Origin of the sequence: Zobellia galactanivorans (assembly GCF_000973105.1) — a bacterium.
Lineage (GTDB): Bacteria > Bacteroidota > Bacteroidia > Flavobacteriales > Flavobacteriaceae > Zobellia > Zobellia galactanivorans.
The window spans coordinates 1,983,787-2,003,234 of the sequence record NC_015844.1 but is presented as its reverse complement, the minus strand read 5'-3'; the positions used below and the strand labels follow the sequence as shown (position 1 = coordinate 2,003,234).

General features: G+C 41.8%; 16 protein-coding genes. 5 read left to right on the top strand and 11 right to left on the bottom strand.

Going from position 1 to position 19,448, the window contains the following annotated elements:
- Positions 1-45 precede the first annotated feature (45 nt).
- Positions 46-2,241, bottom strand: coding sequence for a ribonuclease R (rnr, locus tag ZOBGAL_RS08055; protein WP_013993061.1), 2,196 nt, complete (start codon positions 2,239-2,241; stop codon positions 46-48).
- A 664-nt stretch (positions 2,242-2,905) separates the two neighbouring features.
- Here rnr and ZOBGAL_RS08050 point away from each other — a divergent pair.
- The 3 genes from ZOBGAL_RS08050 (at position 2,906) to ZOBGAL_RS08040 (ending at position 4,855) form a co-directional block, all read left to right on the top strand.
- The gene (locus tag ZOBGAL_RS08050) at positions 2,906-3,337 is read left to right on the top strand and encodes an RpiB/LacA/LacB family sugar-phosphate isomerase (protein ID WP_013993060.1); all 432 of its coding nucleotides are present in this window, start codon (positions 2,906-2,908) and stop codon (positions 3,335-3,337) included.
- A 152-nt stretch (positions 3,338-3,489) separates the two neighbouring features.
- A complete protein-coding gene (locus ZOBGAL_RS08045) occupies positions 3,490-4,407 on the top strand; it encodes a cation diffusion facilitator family transporter (protein WP_013993059.1) in 918 nt (305 codons plus the stop codon).
- A 4-nt stretch (positions 4,408-4,411) separates the two neighbouring features.
- Positions 4,412-4,855 (top strand): GNAT family N-acetyltransferase, encoded by a 444-nt coding sequence (locus ZOBGAL_RS08040; protein ID WP_013993058.1) that lies wholly within the window; start codon positions 4,412-4,414, stop codon positions 4,853-4,855.
- Between the two features lie 47 nt (positions 4,856-4,902).
- Here ZOBGAL_RS08040 and ZOBGAL_RS08035 read toward each other — a convergent pair whose 3' ends face one another.
- The 3 genes from ZOBGAL_RS08035 to dcm all read right to left on the bottom strand — a co-directional run bounded on the left by ZOBGAL_RS08035 (position 4,903) and on the right by dcm (position 7,406).
- Positions 4,903-5,277 (bottom strand): hypothetical protein, encoded by a 375-nt coding sequence (locus ZOBGAL_RS08035; RefSeq protein ID WP_013993057.1) that lies wholly within the window; start codon positions 5,275-5,277, stop codon positions 4,903-4,905.
- Positions 5,278-5,534: 257 nt separating this feature from the next.
- The gene (locus tag ZOBGAL_RS08030; protein ID WP_013993056.1) at positions 5,535-6,149 is read right to left on the bottom strand and encodes a hypothetical protein; all 615 of its coding nucleotides are present in this window, start codon (positions 6,147-6,149) and stop codon (positions 5,535-5,537) included.
- Positions 6,150-6,179: 30 nt separating this feature from the next.
- Positions 6,180-7,406, bottom strand: coding sequence for a DNA (cytosine-5-)-methyltransferase (dcm, locus tag ZOBGAL_RS08025; protein WP_013993055.1), 1,227 nt, complete (start codon positions 7,404-7,406; stop codon positions 6,180-6,182).
- A gap of 83 nt (positions 7,407-7,489) precedes the next feature.
- Here dcm and ZOBGAL_RS08020 point away from each other — a divergent pair, with 83 nt between their 5' ends.
- Positions 7,490-8,683 (top strand): C40 family peptidase, encoded by a 1,194-nt coding sequence (locus ZOBGAL_RS08020; protein ID WP_013993054.1) that lies wholly within the window; start codon positions 7,490-7,492, stop codon positions 8,681-8,683.
- 130 nt (positions 8,684-8,813) lie between these two features.
- On the opposite strand, the gene ZOBGAL_RS08015 is transcribed toward ZOBGAL_RS08020, so the two are convergent.
- From ZOBGAL_RS08015 to ZOBGAL_RS07980, 7 genes are all read right to left on the bottom strand, one after another.
- Positions 8,814-9,218: a hypothetical protein gene (locus tag ZOBGAL_RS08015; RefSeq protein WP_123772326.1), complete on the bottom strand. Its 405-nt coding sequence runs from the start codon at positions 9,216-9,218 to the stop codon at positions 8,814-8,816.
- A 368-nt stretch (positions 9,219-9,586) separates the two neighbouring features.
- Positions 9,587-10,123 (bottom strand): toxin-antitoxin system YwqK family antitoxin, encoded by a 537-nt coding sequence (locus tag ZOBGAL_RS22650; protein WP_148560696.1) that lies wholly within the window; start codon positions 10,121-10,123, stop codon positions 9,587-9,589.
- Positions 10,124-10,185: 62 nt separating this feature from the next.
- Positions 10,186-11,529 (bottom strand): zinc metalloprotease, encoded by a 1,344-nt coding sequence (locus ZOBGAL_RS08005; RefSeq protein WP_013993051.1) that lies wholly within the window; start codon positions 11,527-11,529, stop codon positions 10,186-10,188.
- Entirely contained in the window at positions 11,529-12,227 is a 699-nt protein-coding gene (gene tssD / locus ZOBGAL_RS22645) for a type VI secretion system tube protein TssD (protein WP_013993050.1), read from the bottom strand. Before tssD ends, ZOBGAL_RS08005 begins: the two co-directional genes overlap by 1 nt.
- Before the next feature lie 351 nt (positions 12,228-12,578).
- Positions 12,579-13,445: a fructosamine kinase family protein gene (locus tag ZOBGAL_RS07990; RefSeq protein WP_013993049.1), complete on the bottom strand. Its 867-nt coding sequence runs from the start codon at positions 13,443-13,445 to the stop codon at positions 12,579-12,581.
- 109 nt (positions 13,446-13,554) lie between these two features.
- A complete protein-coding gene (locus tag ZOBGAL_RS07985) occupies positions 13,555-15,684 on the bottom strand; it encodes an outer membrane protein assembly factor BamB family protein (RefSeq protein ID WP_013993048.1) in 2,130 nt (709 codons plus the stop codon).
- 53 nt (positions 15,685-15,737) lie between these two features.
- Complete coding sequence (locus ZOBGAL_RS07980) at positions 15,738-18,161, bottom strand: glycoside hydrolase family 95 protein (protein WP_013993047.1); 2,424 nt, start codon at positions 18,159-18,161, stop codon at positions 15,738-15,740.
- Between the two features lie 170 nt (positions 18,162-18,331).
- On the opposite strand from ZOBGAL_RS07980, the gene ZOBGAL_RS07975 reads away from it, so the two are divergent.
- Positions 18,332-19,438: an acyltransferase family protein gene (locus ZOBGAL_RS07975; protein WP_046287407.1), complete on the top strand. Its 1,107-nt coding sequence runs from the start codon at positions 18,332-18,334 to the stop codon at positions 19,436-19,438.
- Positions 19,439-19,448 lie beyond the last annotated feature (10 nt).

The following is a 19,448-nucleotide window of genomic DNA, read 5'->3' as shown; positions in this document are numbered from 1 at the left end:
TAGGTTTATTATCGTTCAAAAACAAAATCCATTCAAAGAAATGGACTATCCCTCATGTTTTCCCAGCAGTGAAAAATCGAGATGGCGTTTGACCAAATCGGTATTTTTAACCATAACTACGACTTCATCGCCTAACTGATAGGTTTTCTTTGTTTTTTCACCTACAATAGCGTACTCCTTTTCATCAAAGGTATAATAATCATCTTTTATATCGCTTATCCTGACCATGCCCTCACATTTATTGGCAATGATCTCGACGTAAACGCCCCATTCGGTGACCCCGCTGATTACCCCCACAAACTCTTGGTCTTGGTGGTCTTGCATAAACTTGATCTGCATGTATTTGATCGAATCGCGTTCAGCGCTAGAGGCCAAGTACTCCATATCCGACGAATGCTTACATTTCTGTTCGTAAACCTCTTCTTTGGCCGAATCGCCCCCATCTAGGTAATGTTGCAACAAACGGTGCACCATGACATCGGGATATCTTCTGATCGGCGAAGTAAAATGGGTATAGTAATCAAATGCCAAACCATAGTGCCCAATATTTTGGGTCGTATAGATGGCCTTGCTCATACTACGTATGGTCAGCGTATCGACCAAATTCTGTTCCTTCTTGCCCTTAACGTCGCTCAAGAGCTGGTTTAGAGAGGCACTAATGGACTTTTTATCTTGAAAGTCGATCTTATGCCCGAACCTTGATATCAAGCCGTTAAGCGCGATTAATTTATCTTCGTCCGGATCATCGTGGATACGATATACGAAGGTTTTTTTCGGTTTTTGTTTTCCGATAAACTCGGCCACCTTTCTATTGGCCAGTAGCATAAATTCTTCGATCAATTTATTGGCATCCTTAGATTCCTTAAAGAAGACTCCTATAGGCTCGCTATTTTCGTTCAGATTAAAACGTACTTCTACCTTATCGAAAGAAATAGCCCCTTGTTGCATACGTTTATCACGCATAATTTTTGCGAGACGGTCCATCTCCAGGGTCGCCTTAACTACATCATCGGAAACCGAATAGGCCTCTTCGCGTATAGAAATATCCTCAGGGATATGGCCTTCGCCGGTTTCTATAATATGTTGGGCTTCCTCATAGGCAAAACGTTCGTTCGAATTGATGACCGTTCGACCGAACCATTGGTTCTTTATCTGTGCCTTTTTATCGATTTCGAAAATTGCCGAAAAAGTATATTTTTCTTCATTCGGCCTTAGGGAACAGGCATTGTTCGACAAGACTTCCGGAAGCATGGGTACCACTCGATCCACCAAATAGACCGACGTAGCCCTTTCATAAGCTTCATCATCTAAAATGGTATCGGGTTCAAGGTAATGCGAGACATCGGCAATGTGGATACCGATTTCATAATTGCCATTCTCTAGCACTTCAAAGGAAAGGGCATCATCAAAATCCTTGGCATCCTTGGGATCGATAGTAAAGGTCAATGTATCTCTCATATCCCTTCTTTTGGCAATCTCCTCTTCCTTTATGGAAGTATCTATCTTATCGGCAAAATGTTCTACTTCCTCAGGAAAATCGTAGGGAAGTCCGTATTCGGCCAAAATAGCGTGAATTTCGGTATTGTGTTCCCCGGGTTTTCCGAGAACCTCGGTAATTTTTCCGGTAGGGGAATCGTCTCCATCAGGCCAACTTTCGAATTTTACGACTACTTTGTCACCATCGTTGGCATCCTTTATCTGGCCTTTCGGGACAAAGAAATCGGTATACATCCTAAAATCGGTAGGACGGACAAAGGCAAAGGTCTTCTGCAGATCGACTATACCGACAAACTCGGTTTTCTTACGTTCCAATACTTTGGTAACCTCACCTTCCAGCTTCTTTCCTTTTCTTCTAGGAAAGATATATACCTCAACGGTATCGCCGTGAAAGGCCTTGTTTACTTTATTGTACGGAACGAATACGTCATCGTCTAGACCTTCTATAACGATATAGGCATTCCCACGTCCGGTAAGGTCAACCGTACCGACACTGTATTTTTTAGTACTAGAGGCGATAGCCTTGTAACTTCCTTTGGCTTCTTCCTGTATTCTATTCTTTTCTTTGAGCTGCCCTAACCTTTTTATCAATTGGTTCCGGTCTTGAGTGTTATCTAGACCAAGTAAGGCGGCCATTTGTTTATAATTAAAGCTCTTCTGAGGTTCTTTTTCAAGAATAGTGAAGATACCTTTGGTTATCTCGTTGTTTTTATGGTTACGAGATTGTTTTTTCTTTTTTGACATTAACTGTTTTTATTTGAACGTAAATTACGAATTATAATCGACTACCCTTTATTGTTCCCCTCATCTTGATCTAAAACAAGGTTATCAACAAGTATATTATAATTTCTTTTTCTTTTAAATTTTTAAAAAATAAAATGGTGGTTATGATAGCTTGTTAATAGTGCTCATAAAATTATGGGAAAAAATTTGCTGTGAACGTGTTTAAGAAGTTGTTGACAATCTATACAATTATCATTTATCGGAAAACCAATGCAATAGAATAATTATCCATAATCGTTCATAAGGTTTATCAACATAAATTTTTTAATAAGTAAACGTAAATTTAATGTTAATTAGAGTAGATAAGATTTTAATAGCGGATTATAAAAAGAGGAAAAATATATTTCTCATTTCACGAATAGTTTTGTAGAGTACTATTCCAACGAGAAATCAAAATTTAAGATCTAATTTCTATTGTAAGGTTATTAACAATAAATACACCTTTTAACAATGACAAATTAACAACGTACATCCCTTGTAATAAAACTTATGTTGTGAGTGTATCATAAATTGTGGTGAATCAGTTCTATTTGTACCTTTACGCCTAAAATCAAAGGTTTTTTAATAGGGACATACCTCTATATATAATGTCAAACCATTCGTCCCATATAAGAAGTAAGATACAATGAAAATAGCTATTGGTAACGATCACGCAGGTACAGATTATAAATTGGCCATTGTTGGGCTGTTAAAATCTATGAGTATAGAGATAACGAATTATGGTACCGATACTATCGATAGCGTAGACTATGCCGATTTTGTACATCCTGTGGCGACCGATGTTCATAACGACGATGTTGATTTTGGTATCATTATATGTGGAAGCGGTAACGGCGCTTCAATGACGGCCAATAAGCATCAAAAAGTACGTTGCGCCTTGTGTTGGACAAAAGAGATCGTTCAACTAAGTAGGGAACATAACGATGCCAATATATTGAGTATTCCTGCACGTTTTGTTTCATTGCCCCAGGCATTGGAAATGGTAAAGACATTTTTAGATACGCCTTTTGAAGGCGGTAGGCACGAAAGAAGAATAGAAAAAATTCCTTGTAGTTAAAAAGGTAAAGCCCTACTTTTATAAGAGGGTTTACCAATTACCTTTCAATCGACCACCACACCAGTTTAGATACCATGGGCCTATAACGTGCAATGCACTTTATGACCTTGCCATTACCGTTAAGACAAGTGTTAATTTATTTTTGAGACGAAATGGGAAACTTACATGATCGTTCCCACGGCCATTCGCATTCCGATTTAAAGGGAAGAAACCTAATCATATCTATTTTCCTGAACCTGTTGATAACGGTTTGTCAAGTTATTGGGGGCCTCGTTTCAGGTAGTTTGTCCTTGCTTTCGGATGCCTTGCACAATTTTAGTGATGTACTTTCTCTTATCGTTAGTTATATCGCTACGTTGCTAGCCAAAAAAGAGGCCTCTACCAATAGAACTTTCGGCTATAAACGCGCCGAGATCATTGCTGCCTTTATCAATGCGGCTACATTGATCGTAGTGGCCATTATTTTAATCAAAGAAGCTTCGGAACGTTTTTTGCAACCCCAAAAGGTAGAATCGGACCTGGTTATTTGGCTTTCGTTATTGGGTATTGCCGCCAATGGTTTTAGTGTACTGTTGTTGAAAAAAGATTCACAGAGCAGTATGAACATGAAATCTGCCTATTTGCATCTGTTAACGGATATGTTGGCTTCCGTAGCGGTACTTATCGGTGGCTTGGTAATGAAATTTTATGAAGTATATTGGGTAGATGCGGCCTTAACCCTGGTGATTGCCCTTTACCTGATTTTTGTAGGGTATGATTTATTAAAGGAATCGACCCGGGTCTTAATGCTCTTTACACCTAATACCATTCAGGTTCGGCAAATTGTCGAAGAGGTAGGCATGATCGATTCGGTGAAGAATATACATCATATTCATATCTGGCAATTAAATGAAAATGAGGTACACCTAGAGGCGCATGTAGATTTCAAGGAAGACATCAAGCTTTCAGAGTTTGACAAGGTTTTAGGGCAAATAGAGGAAATTGTATATCACAAATTCGGTATCAACCACGTTACTATACAGCCTGAATACGGTAAGAGTGATAGCAAACAGATAATAGTTCAAGATTGATAGAATGAAAATACATATAAAATCGTTTGAAGAACTAACGACAACGGAGCTTTATGAGCTACTTAAGATAAGAAGCGAAATATTCGTTGTTGAACAAGATTGCGTGTATTTGGATATCGACGGCAAAGACCAGAAGGCCCTGCACGTCATAGGAAAGAGAAACAATGAAATTGTAGCGTATACACGTATTTTTAAAGGGGGGGATTATTTTGAAGAGGCCAGTATCGGTAGGGTAGTGGTCAAGGCTTCAGAAAGAAAATACGGCTACGGAAAAGAAATCGTTAAGGCTTCAATACATGCCATAGAAGATCATTTTAAGGAAAGGCGTATAAAGGTATCGGCACAATTGTACCTTGAACGTTTTTATCACACCTTAGGCTTCAATCAAATAGGCGATGGTTATCTCGAAGATGGTATACCCCATATTGCAATGATCAGAAATAAGTAAGGTCCGTTTATACGGACCTTTTATTTTTATAATTACAAAATGTACGATTAAATACGAATAGGTTCTTTGTTGGTAAGGTTGATATCTTCCAACATATTATCGGTGAACTTGTAGTGTCCCTTGGTGGTAATGATGCGGAACCGGTTCGAGTTCATTCGACTTAAAGTATCCAAGAAAAGCCATTTGGTTTTTAAGAGTCTTGGTTTAGATGATTTAAGGCTAATTTCAAAGTAATATTTTCTACCGTTCTTAAGGGCTACGATATCTGGTGTAATCTTTGAATCGCTTCCTTTTCTAACATAGGATTTAGGAGTTTCGTACCCCTCTATATCCGCTTTAATATCTTCAAAGCCCGTAGCTTCGAGATGATTGATCGACTTCTCTAAAAATTCCTTGTTTTCTGACTTTTCTGTTGTTACCATAAAGGATAAGATAGTAAAATTTTGCACAAAAACAAGTTTTTAGTATTGATTAACAGCATTTTAAGAGCTTAAGACCACTTATCAATTTTTATAGTACTATTTGTCAAAACCGACCAAATAGTCTGTTAGCGATTGGTCCGCTTGGGAAATAGAAGATTCTCAACCGATAAAAAGAAGCTTTCAATCGGCGTAAACCTATACTGCTGTATATATTCATGTGTTTGCCCAATTTACCGACCAAGCGGTCTGTAAAAGTTTTAGGCCAGTCTTTTGGCCACACCGGATTCCTCTAAAAAATCGAGTTTCAAAATAAGGTTTAAAGGCCTTTCCGCCTTGTTTTTGGTTGACGAAAATAGATATCCTTCGCTTCTATGGTGTAGCATATCCAGTTTTATTTTGCCGTGCAGCTTTTGGCGCAATAAGGCATACTTTTTTATGGAGGCCGCGGTAATGGAACGGCGCTTCAAAAGGGCAATGAGTTTTTGCCGGTTTACCAAGGTGATTTTACATGAGGTAAAAGTGTTCGGGGCATCGGCATAAATAGAAGTGATCAAAGCATAGAAATCCGTTTTCTTTGAGGCATCGAATAACCAACCTTTCTTTAATGAACCTTTCTTTTCATAGCTCAGTTCAAAGGCAAAGGTGGGCAGGTTTTCATTGACATAATCGAGCTGTGCCTTTTCGTCTATAAAAAATTGCTTTCCATTGGTTTTATGCGTAAAGATGAGGTCTATACCTTTCAATTGGCGTCTTAGATCGCTTACCCGCTCAAAAGTGTAATGTTTAAGGTAGTGTTTGTAATAGCGGTCCAGTAAAATATAAAGCCTTTGTTCCCGCTCTAGATCCGATTTGAAATTACTCTGAGTGGACATATTACATTGATGGATGTAATTTTTAAGGGATTAAACTTCAATTTTATCCGCTAGGGCTTCGGCTATTTTTTCAACAACGCCGACAACCAGGGCATTGCCCATAAAAAAAGCCCGTTTGGTATCGCTTATGCCCTCTAAAAGGGTGTGATTGTCAGGAAACATATTCAGGCGTTCGAGTTCTATGGGCGTTAAGCGTCTCAATCCCTTTTTGGTCTGTACCACATGCTTGAAACGAGAAGGCGATTTTCCGCCCTCTCCGGTAATGATCGTCCTTGAAGCATTGTCCAATGCATCGGGAAATATCATTCCCCCTTCGCTGTAGTTATAAGTAAAACCTGATTTGGCCGTTCGTACTTCCTTTTTGGCCCCTTTTAAGTATTCCCATTTAGGATAGTCCTCTTCGGGAATGAAAAAGGCTTCGGTGACTTCCCCGTTTTGAAGCACATCGCCCAAAACGGTACGTTTGCCATCGTAGCTAGGTGCCGTTTTTACGGTAAAGACCTTTCCGTCGATAAATACCCCAGAGTTTTGAAAAGGGGAAAGTCCTTCTCCCAAATTAAAATTCTCCGAAATATGTACCAAATCTCCCTCGATTTCGAAGGAAGTGGGCTTTTGTACCGTTTGTTGAACGGGAAAAGCAGCAGGCATCGTTCCCGATGTATGTACCCAATCGGCGGCATCCGATTTTTTGAGGGCATTATAAAGGGGGGTTGATTTGTGGTAGCCCAAGAAAAAAATACGTCTACGGCGTTGGGGCATACCATAATCCGCAGCGTTTATCACGCGCCATTCGACGGCATAGCCCAGGTCGTCCAAACTTTTCAACATAATGGCAAAATCACGGCCACGTTGGGCGGAAGGTGATTTTAACAGGCGGTCTACATTTTCAAGAAATAAGTACTTGGGTGGGTTTTTCTTTTCAGACAATATGCGGTGTATGCTCCACCAGAGGACCCCTTTTTTACCGATCAGCCCTTTAGAATTTTGTAAAGTGGTCGCTACCGAGTAATCTTGGCAGGGAAAACCACCTACCAAAAGGTCGGCATCGGGAATGGCGTCGGTAGGTACTTCGGCTATATCTTTGTTGCAATGGTTCGCCTTACCGAAGCGGGCCTCATAAACGATAGAGGCATGTTGCGTTTTTGTAGAAGGTTCCCATTGGTTGCTCCAGACCACCTCGTATTGTCCGGTTTTTTCGAGTCCGAGGCGGAATCCCCCGACCCCTGCAAAAAGTTCTATTGCCTTGAGTTTGCTCATTTGCGATAAAATTACATAATTTCACGAAGAGACTGTTTCAAAATAGCCTCTAATGCAACGAAAAAATGATAATAAATTTAAGAATGAAGGGATATAAGATAGGTGGTTTGATCATTGGTTTTTTAGTATTGTTTTTGGTTTCCTGTACCGAAAAAAGCAAGAAGGAAGCCAAACTTTTAAAGACCATTTCCGAAATACGGGAGGAATATGCACCGGATAAAAGAACCGCACTTTTTGATGTACACGTTTTTACCGATACCGAAAAATATATATTAAAAGGGGAAAGCAACCTGCCGGAAGCTATAGGGAAATTAAGGGCCACCTTAAAGGCAGAAAACATTACCTATACCGATGCCATAGAAATATTGCCTTCAAAGGAACTCGGGAAAAAGACATGGGCCGTTGTCAATATCTCGGTGGCCAATCTTAGGAGCAAGCCCAAACATTCTGCAGAATTGGCCACACAGGCTACCTTGGGTACCCCGGTAAAGGTTTTTAAGAAAGACGATGACTGGTATTATATTCAAACTCCCGATAAATATCTGTCTTGGGTCGATGCAGGGGGAATTGTTTTGATGGATAAAAGCCAGGCTGAAAACTGGAAAAGCAAGGACAAACTTATTTATACCGCAACGGCAGGATATTCGTATCAGGATGCCGAGGAGGGACAACGGGTTTCCGACTTGGTTGCCGGTGATATTTTGGAAATGATAGGGGAGACCGAAGAATTTTTTGAAGTGCAATATCCCGATGGAAGAAAAGCTTTTGTAAGCAAAGAAGAATCGGAACCGTACCAAAGCTGGTTGGAAAAGTTGGAACCTACCCAAGAAAGCCTTGTCGCCACCTCAAAAACCCTAATGGGGGTGCCGTATTTATGGGGAGGGACCTCGACTAAGGGAATGGACTGTAGCGGTTTTACCAAAACTATCTTTTTCCTTAACGGAATGGTCATTCCCAGAGATGCTTCACAGCAGGTACATACAGGTAAAGCCGTTGATTCTGTAAAGAATTTTGATAAGCTACAAAAAGGCGATTTGTTGTTCTTTGGAAAAAAAGCAACGGATTCGTCCCCTGAAAAAGTAGTACATGTAGGTATGTGGATCGGCAATAATGAATTTATTCACGCCTCGGAGATGGTACGCATTAGCAGTATGGATAAAAATGCCGATAACTATGACGAGTTCAACCACGACCGTTATCTACGCTCAAAACGCATCTTAAAGGAAAATGATGATGCCTTAATTAGTTTGGTTAAAAACCCTGTTTTTAAGGATTAATGTTCGTTATGGGCACGAGCATGATGCTGGCGCAAGCGTCATGCTTGTGCCAATGGCTATGGATGGTTTTACTTAGCACCAGTATGAGGCATACCTTAGCGGGCGGTATGAGCAGGTATGAAATAGAAGCTTAATGGCCCGTCCCAATTTTAACGGTAGAAACAATGGTTTCCATATCTTCAAGGCTCTGATGAATACTTACATAAGCGTCCAATTGGAGCAGTCCATCATAATCAATAGGTTCTCCGTTATCTAATTTTGAAACAACGGTTTCTCCAACGGAACACGTACATTTTTTGAGCGTGATAGCAATATTATCTTTTTCATCACCACTACTGTACCTAATGTAAGCAGGATGTTCATCCGTATTGGAATCGACTAATTTTACCAATACGTTTGTCGTGCCATCATCTCCTTCCGTAAAGGTTACTGTACCGGTAACATTGAAACCTTCCGTGGCTTCAAGTTGATATACTGTGCTTCGTAAGGCCTCTTCATGATCATCATCTTTGTTACAAGCCACTGATAAAACCACAATTACAAATAAAGACAGAAGTGATATATACTTTTTCATTCTACAGTTTATAGATTTTAATTACTTTTTTTCGACCCTTTTAAATACATAATAGGCCACCCAAAAAAAGATGCTAATGTAGATATTAAAATATTACGGAAATTAAGAAATTAAGAAAAAATAGGGATTGAAAAAATAATTTACGTTCGTAGCGAAACCCTTGCCTAAAATAGCGGGTTCTTTCTTAATATTCTCTTGGTGATGTGTTTAACACTCCCCATGGTTTTGTCTATTCGTCTTCAAAAGAACATACCCGCCCTTCGGGAACTGCCTTCAAAGGGGTGTTTTTTACTTAACACGGGCATGATGTTCGTGCTAGCGGGGACAATTTACTTTTCTTGTAGAACACCTTCTTTATAGTGCTTAACGGTTTTTGATTGCCCTGTTTCATCATAGTAACACCATTCCCCTTCCTTTTTACCGTTTTTATAACTCCCTTCTTCCCTTAGAATGCCTGATTTATAATAGAAATCTTTAAATCTGCCATCCCCGTTTAGTCCAAAATTGGTATTATAGAGCATGTTTCCATTGGTATCATAAACCTTATATACTCCGAACAAAAGGCCATTCTTGAAGTTTTCGGTCTTTATCAATTTATTCTTGAAGGTGGTTTTCCAAAGACCATTTTTATAACCTTTTACAAAAGACCCGAGTTGATTAAAATCGGTTTTCAGCCCTTTGAAAGGAGTGTTGGGAATATCATTTCCTTCCCCGTCATAATCTTGCTTTCTCTCTTTTTCTTTTCGAATCGATATAGAATATTTCCCCCCTAGAGCCTTTCCTTTTGGGGAACAATATTTCAATTTACCATCAACATTTTTTGCAATTATATCGAGGGAACCGATAGGAGTAGTTATTGGTTCCATTTTTTTTTGGGCAGACAACAACGTCATTGTACTGAAATAAACAAGTAATAAATATCTCATATTTATGGATTAGCGTAAAACTTTAAGACTTCTTCCTGCAATACCTTCCATTGAAACTTCCAAAAGCTTATACGGTCATCTGAATAGTCCATCAGATTTTCAGTACTTTTCTTATCAAATTTATAAGGGTTTCGATAGTGCGAATTTAAATAGCCTCGATACTTAGCATAATCTTCCTGATAATATCGCCATAGCTCCGATATTTCATTTTTAGGATCGTTGTTTGCTAACATAGAATTCATTTGATTATCAACAGCTATAATGTATTCATTCATTGCATGAATATCAGTTTCAGGAACATCATCACTCCCTTTAAAAGAATGCTCTAAGCCAGCAACGTGGGCAATTTCATGCGCAAAAGTAGTAAGAGAATTTAAATTTGAGAGATAAATAGCCAGCTGTCTGGCATCCACATCCCTTAAATTGCCTTCTCCGCCTGCATCTTCTTTTTTTAATGGATTTAAGAAAACGACCATATCCTTTTTGTTCGCTTTATTAGGGTGTTGTTTTTGAAATTCTTCAAACAATTTATCAAGAACAGCATCTCCTTTAAATATGCACCCTTCATCTAAAATAAGGTCATCGGCTATCCATTTATTTTCATCGATGACTATATCATAAACTTTGCCAATGGTACATTGTAATAGGGCTTGGTTCAACGATCGCTTGTTTAGATATGTTTCCAAATTTTGTAAATCGCCTTCTATGTTACTATTCTTATTCCCAAAGCCATTTACACCATCTATTGTGTCCTCTATAGTTTTGGCGTCGTTAGCAGCTATTCCTTTTCTTAATACACGCACTGGAGTAATATTAAAATGCAATTTTTTATGGTGCGCATTTTTATAAACATTCAATTTACCAACAATTTCATCATCCCTGTTTAAAATGTCTATACTTACGTCATTAGTTAAGGGCTGATCACAAAAGACAGTGATAACATCGTTATCTTTGGTATCCTGTAAGGTCATTTGTTCAGGCTCAAATCGGATACCACTTTTTGCCTTGAACTTTATAATATCGTCTTCTGTAGGCGTACCTATGTTAGTATGGTTTTCCGGTTCGATCAGAACAAGTTTAAGCTTAACACCTTCTTGATTGGGAAACATACTCAACCAAGGCACGAAATATTCCTCGCCCTCAATTTCAGTAGGCGTATATTCATTCTTCAACTTATCATAATCGGCGCAACTATTTTTATAATCTGAACGCATCCAATCAAAACCAAATTCTCCAGAATAGTCATCCGGTCTTTCTAAGATCGCAAAGAATCTTATATCATTCACTATAACGTCCAAAGTTTTGGTTTGGCCCATTACTTCTAGCTTAAACGAATTCTTTCCCATTACTTTAGCTTTTGTCTTACTACTTCCAATTCGATTTTTTCTTTATTTTTTGAAATGGTCAAATCTTTTAATGTATCGTTCTCTAAAACCACTCCTTTATACATAAAATCTACAGTAGGGTCGTTCAAACCAATCGTCATGGTTTCCCCAATCATATCTTGGGTAATTATATTCAAGGTAATCGTTTCCCCTATCCTTGACTTCTCTATGCGATTACCATCTTTATCCGTTATATAGTAATCTTTAATGGTGGGTACCGTCTTTGGTTCGGCAATTTGAACCTGCTCGTCTTTTATTGCCAAATCAGATAATTTCCACCATTTTTCGAAGACCATATCTCCAATACGCAGGATTCCAGGAGAAAAAACATATTGATCAGTGGTAACCTTACCGCAAGTTCCATCATAATTTCGTCGATAGTTTACTATATACGTGTCAAAAAATTCATAATCCACCAACTTGGCCATACCACCCCTTTTGTAAAAACGTATATACCCCTCACACATGGTGTCGGGTGAAAGGGCAAGACCTAAGAGATCTGTGGCGCCGTCAGCTTCTATCGTAAGGCTGAATACCCCTCCCATTGGCAAGGATGCAGGTTTAAAATTATCGGAATCAACTTGTTGGTAAAACTGTATATTCGTATCCAATACATTAATTATCCGACTGTTGATAAATAGTTTAGCAAGAAAACTCATTAATTTATCTCTTTATTTTCTGAATTTAAAGTACAGTTTTCCTATTTAAACTAAGATGAATTATAACTGTATTCGTCAAAATACAAATTCAGAAGCCTTTTTCTTTAGGAAAAACGTCTTATCGATTATTGGTTGACCGAATCTTTTCTGTGTTTTTGGCGGGGTAGTAGTGGTGTTACTCTCTTAAACAACAGAATCTTTGCGGGATGTTATACTACCTCCGAATGTATTGCCCAAAGCTCCTTTTACGTTCGCCATGTATTTACTCAATATTCACTCCCCATATTTTTATCTTTTCGGCTGTAAAGAAACATCCTCCGCCCTTCGGGCACTCCTTTTCAAAGGGGGGATTTATTTAAAATACCGCTGCAATATTTGCGTAACGGAGGCTTTGTACGAGCTTCCAAAAAGGTTGAGGTGTACTAAGAGATAGTAGAGTTGGTAGAGGTCGTTCCTTTCGTTTTCATGGCCTACAGGCCTAAAATGTTCTTGATAGGCACTATAGAAAGAAGGGCCAAAACCTCCAAAGAGCCGGGTCATGGCCAAATCTACTTCGTGATGGCCGTAATACACCGCCGGATCTATTAAATAGGGAGTTCCGTTTTGTGAGATCAAGTAATTTCCGCTCCATAAATCACCATGTAGCAAAGAAGGTTTTGCGTTTGGAAATAGATTTTGACAAGATTGTAGCAGCTTGTCTTCCGTAGGGATTTCGCCATCATTTAGCTTACCCATTTCTTTTGCCAGTTGCAATTGGGGCATAAGTCGTTCCTGCACATAAAATTCGCCCCATTGCATGTGGTTTGAATTAGATTGGATGAGGTTGCCGATAAAGTTGTCGGTAGAAAATCCAAATTCGTTTTGGGTCGTATGGTGATGTAGGGCCGCCAGTTGATGGCCCAAAAGTTCAAAGTCGGTTTCTGTGGGGCGTTTGGGTTCGATATAGTCCATTACCAAAAACCCGCCTTTTTCAAGGGACTCACAGAGTAGAATCTTCGGTACGCCTATGGTTTTGGATTGGGCAATAGCCTCCAAGCCCAATTTTTCGGCCTTGAACAGCTCATAACCGTTTTTCCCATGATTGATTTTACAAAAGAAACGCTCCGTTTCGGTTTCTAGGAGATAGGCCTCTGAAATATCACCTCCGGAAACGGATTGAATCCGGTCAATATTCACACAGAGCAAATACGCGATATGTTCCTTTAGGTGCTTATCCACGCCGCTAAGTTAATACTATCGATTGATTTGCGCCGTTGGAGCAAGCTTCAGGCTTGTGGCACATCCGTATAATTTCTCGTCTTTCAAAGGGGACGTCATACCCCGGATATTACTCCAAGGCAAAAGCGATGATCGTATTTCCCTTTTTCGTTCCCAATTTTTCGCCCCCACAGGCCAGGGCAATAAATTGTTTTCCGTTTACTTCGTACATCGCCGGGGTGGCAAAGGCCGGGGCGGGCAGTTGGTATTCCCATAACTTGACGCCCGTATGTTTGTCGAAAACCCTAAAATAACCATCGCGCGTAGCGGCTATAAATAGGAGTCCGTTTTCCGTAACCACGGGCCCGCCGTAGTTCTCGGTCCCTGTCCCGGTGATGCCTTTTTTTAGGAGTTCGGGAGATTCGCCTAAGGCAATGGACCATATATACTCTCCGGTATTTAAATCGATGGCGTGCATGCTTCCCCATGGGGGATTTAGGGCCGGCAGGCCGTTTTTATCCAAAAATTTGTTGTAGCCCATATGTTTGTAGGGCGTGCGGTATCCTTTTTCGGCATTCGTGTTTTCCGCAAGGTTATGTTTGATTTCCTGGTTGAACAAAAAACGGATAAGGGCGTCTTTTTCCTTTGGCATCAATTGGGGAAAACCCGTCATCATACCTTTACCATGGGTAATAATCGAAGCAACCTCATCTGCCGATTTACGGAGTTCAATATCTACCAATGAAGGAAATCCGCTCGCGGCCAGTCCCTTTCTATCTTCTTGATGGCAGCTTACGCAATATTGGGTATAGGTAGCCTCGCCCAAGGGCAGGGTTTCTAGCTTGGTGTCGTTTAGGCCCATTTGCATGATCCAGGGCATCTCGTTTGAATTCACGTAAATAATCCCTTCTTCGGGGTCTGCCGCCGTTCCGCCCCATTCCGCCGCTCCGTCGTAACCGGGCAAGAGCAAGGTGGGCTCCAAACTTGGCGGGGCATAGATGCGCTTGTCCAGTTTCCGTAAAATGGCCCTGAGCGAATCGGGGTTTTCGGCATAGGGACTCACATTGTTTTCGGTGATGTCGGTAGATTGTCGTGCAAAGGGTTTTGGTTTTACGGGTATGGGTTGGCTAGGCCATGCTTCTTCTCCTTTCAAAGTGGAGGCCGGTACAGGCACTTCTTCGATATCAAAAAGGGGTTCGCCCGTTTTTCGGTCAAATACGTACACATAGCCTTGTTTGGTCACTTGGGCGACGGCGGCAATTTTTTTCCCTTCCCGCTCTACCGTTAAAAGATTGGGCGGGGCAGGGGGGTCGCGGTCCCAGAGGTCGTGATGGGTAAATTGAAAGTGCCATAGCCTTTGGCCCGTATTTGCATCCAAGGCGAGCAGGCAGTCGGAATAGAGGTTACTTCCTTTGCGGGCTCCCCCGTAAAAATCGGGGGCGGCGGAACCTATAGGGGCATAGATAATTTCGAGTTCCTTGTCTACGGCCATACCGGCCCAATTATTTGCCGCACCGACCTCGTCGCTTCGATAGGCGTTTTCTTCCCAAGTATCATAGCCTTCCTCCCCAGGATGCGGAATGGTATGGAAAACCCATTCCACGGCCCCTGTAATTACGTTGAAGGCCATAAGGTTTCCCGGAGCGGCCCCAGCGCCTTCGGAGAGCCGAAGCGGCATTACAATAAGGTTTTTGAAGATGCTTCCGGGGGTGTTGGATATTACAAACTTTTCCCGTGCGCTTTCGGGCATTCCCGAACGCAGGTCGATTTTGCCCTTATCGCCAAAAGTGGGTACGGGCTTTCCCGTAAGGGCATCCAAGGCATAGAGATGGGGTCCGCGGGTACAAAGGATCCGTTTGTCATCGCCCTCTTCCCAATACGACACCCCCCTGCTGGTAGAGTGCCACACTTGTATGGAATCGCCAAACTGCCAAATTTCCTTGCCTGTTTCGGCATTTAGGGCCACTACCCGTAGCGCTGCGGTAACCCCGTACAAGATACTGTCTACGACCAAGGGGTTCATCTGCATCTGGCCCCAATCCTTGGCTTCATAGGTCCAGGCCACTTTTAGGTCTTTGACATTTTCCTTGTTTATTTGGGATAGCGTAGTGTAGTGGCTACGACCCGGGTCGCCCAGATACGACGACCAAGTCGTATAGGCCTTATGGGCCTGCCCTTTTTCGGTGTCTGATCGACAACTGAAAAGCACGCTTCCCAAAACAGTGCACAACACGGGTAAAACTAATTTTTTTAAAGACATCTAGAAGAAAGTATAGCTCCCCTAAATGTAGTCAAAAACTGAAAACTAGATTGTTACCAATTGAATTCTACGGTTTCATTGGGTTTTAAAGTAAGTTTCTTCTGCTTTGTGCCGTGCTTTAAAACAGTAGACCCTCCGGTAACGGAATGTATTTTTACCTGGGTAGGCACTTTGTTGTTCCAAGTAATGGCCACTTCAAAATTTCCACGCGCTTTCAAGCCCTCGACGGAACCATTGGCCCAAACATCGGGCAAAGCGGGTAAAAGGCGAATCTCTTGCAAAGTGGACTGTACCAACATTTCCACTACAGCAGCGGCACCACCAAAATTCCCGTCGATTTGGAAAGGGGGGTGTGCATCAAACAGGTTCGGATAAGTTCCGCCTCCTTTTTCATAGGAAGCCCTTACACCATCTGGGGCCACATAACGTAGCAGCTCACGATATTGTTTGTATGCACGGTTTCCGTCGAGCAAGCGGGCCCAAAGATTAATACGCCATCCTTTTGACCACCCCGTAGTTTCGTCGCCCTTAATGTTCAAAGTGGTCCTTGTAGCATCCGCTAATTCGGGAGTTTTTTCCGGACTGATATGATGCCCTGGGTAAAGGCCGTACAAGTGTGATTGATGGCGATGCTTGGGGTCTACGTCTTCCCAATCGTGGTACCATTCCTGTAAATTACCTTTTTTTCCCACTTGATAGGGATAGAGCTTGGCCAGGGCCTTTTCCAGCTGGGTCCTGAACGCTGCGTCGGTTTTTAAGGTTTCAGAGGCGGCTATGGTCTGTTGAAAGCATTCCCTGATCATGGCAAGGTCCGATGTGGAACCGTACAAGGTAGCGCCTTGATATCCGTCTGGGGTGATGAACTTATTTTCTGGTGATGTTCCGGGCGAAGTCACCAAGTTTCCATCTTTATCTTCTACGAGCCACTCCAAACAAAATTCAGCAGCTCCCTTCAGGAGGGGATAAGCTCTGTTTTTTAGAAAATCCAAGTCTTGGGAAAAAGTGTAGTGTTCCCATAAATGCGAGCTTAACCATGTTCCGCCCATATTCCAATTGGCCCAGTTGATTCCGCCTTGACCAAAATCGCCCACAGGGTTGCTCATCGCCCAAATATCCGAATTATGGCATGCGGCCCATCCACCGGCACCGTAAAAGGTCTTCGCGGTAATTTTCCCTGTTTGGGCTATATTTTCTATAAAGCCCAGCATAGGCTGGTGCATTTCGGAAAGATTGGCATTTTCGGCCAACCAATAGTTTTCCTCGGCATTGATATTGAGGGTGTAGTTACTGCTCCATGGCGGTCTGATGTAGGGGTTCCAAATCCCTTGTAAATTGGCAGGTACATTCGGTGTTCTAGAGCTGGAAATCAACAAATACCGTCCATATTGAAAATAGAGCACTTCAAGATTTTTGTCTTCCTCCCCTTTTGCGTAGCGTTTTAGGCGCTCGTCGGTAGGCAAGTCTTCCGCAGTGCTTTTTCCAAGGTCTAAATGCACCCGGTTAAAGTATTTTTGATGGTCTTTCAGGTGGGCTTCAAACAAGGCGTCAAAGGGCTTTGAACTAGCTTTGGAGAGTTGTGAACTTGCCATTGCTTTATGGTCGAGACCTTCGGTGGCCGGGTTTTTGTCAAATCCGTTAAAACTCGTGGCTATGGAAACATAAACAACAGCTTCGGTGGCGTCTTTTAGGGCTACCGTATTGTCCGTGCCGATGAGTTTTCCATCAGTGTGCTTTATTCTGAAGAGTGAGGTAAAACGCGTGCCCCTATTCGGGTCAAATTGCACCGGATTGGGCATTTTTCCGCGATAACTGGGCTCTACGTGATAGGGGGCATAGCCGTTCACTTCTAAGGTAGGGCCATTGGTGGCAAGCTCATATTTGAGCAAACTGTTGAATCCGATATTAAAATTAAGGGCCCCTTTTTTACTGCTCTTTAGCCGAATGACCATGGCTTGGTCGGCATGTGAAATAAAGTATTCGCGCGTAAAAGTGACGCCATCGACCTTGTAGGTCACCGTAGACAGTGCTTTTTCGAGTTCAAGCTGGCGGTGATAGGATTGGGGCTGGTTTTTGTGTTCAAAATTGAGGTATACCGTACCCAAGGGCATGTATGATTGTGAGAAACTCCCCTGTAATTTGCTTTGCAAGGAATCTGCCAGTTTGTAATTCTCGTTTTTTAGGGCCTCGCGAATGGCGGGAAGGTTTTTGTACGCTTCCGGATTCATATACGGGTCTACGGGTTCGCCGCTCCACAGGGTGGCATCGTTCAAATAAATGGAATCTGTGGCAACACCTCCAAAGATAGAAGCACCGGCCTTTCCGTTGCCCAGAACCAAGGTTTCCTCAAAATGTTCGGCCGGTCGGTCGAACCAAAGCGTATGGGCCGATTGAGATGAGAGTAGGTTTACCGACACCAAGGAAAACAAAACGGGAAGTACTGAGGCTATTTTCAGCGAATAAGCGAACGGTTTTATCATGAAAATGAAGGTATATAAAATTAGACCTTAGCAAGATAGCAGCAATTAGTAAATGACAATGGTATTATTTTTTCTAAATTAGGGCAAATTTCAACCCAAGAGTCCCGATTTATCACGTTAGGGCAAAATATTCCCCTGAGGGTGAAATTCTAACTTGATCCGACCAGCCTATGTCTCAATTAGCCGAAAATGTATCGAAGCGTCTTTTTTCCTTGGATGTTTTTAGAGGTCTTACCATGTTTCTATTGATTGCGGAAGCAGCAGGTTTTCACCATAACTTTTCTGAATTGACCGAAGGCACGGCCTTTTCCGGCTTAGCGGATCAATTGCACCACCATCCGTGGAACGGACTCCGGTTTTGGGATTTGATCCAGCCCTTTTTTATGTTTATCGTAGGGGTGGCCATGCCCTTCTCTTTGCGAAAACGACTGGCCTCGGGAGATAAAAAAGGGGTGACCAAACACATTTTACGGCGTTGTTTTTTACTGTTCGCCTTCGGGGCGCTCCTGCATTGCGTATACAGTCATGCCTTGGTTTGGGAACTGTGGAACGTGTTGGTACAGTTGGCCTTCACCATCTTGATCGCCTATGCGGTAATGAACCTTTCGAATAAGACACAGATAGGCATATCTGTGGGGTTGCTTGTGCTTACCGAAGTGTTGTATCGCGCTTATAACCCTGAAGCGCCCTATGTGCAGAACCATGAGAGTTTTGGTGCGTATGTCGATATGCTGGTCATGGGGCAGGTAAATGATGGCTATTGGGTGTTCGTAAACTTTATACCGACGGCGGCACATACCATTTGGGGGGTTATTTGCGGAAAGGTCTTATTGTCGCACATCCCTTCAACCCAAAAGATCAAACCTTTTTTGATTTGGGGAGCGGTTTTGGTGGTTCTTGGGTTTGCTATGGATTTTGTCGGCATCACACCGATAGTTAAACGTATTGCTACTAGCTCTTTTACCTTGGCATCGGGAGGCATCGCCATTTTGACCCTAAGCCTTTTCTACTGGCTTATCGACATAAAAGGATATCAAAATAATTGGCTGAAAATTTTCTCGGTAGTAGGCACTAATTCCATTTTTATCTACCTATTCGCCGAAACGGTAGGGGCACAATGGTTTCGGGGCTTTGGAACAATTTGGACGGAAGGCCTGTTGGCGCCCATTGGGGTTTCAGAAAAAGTCATTATGGTCATCAACGCCTTGTTTGTACTGTACATCTTTTGGTACATTACCTACTTTTTAGACAAGCACAAGGTCTACTTTAAAGTTTAAAACTCATATC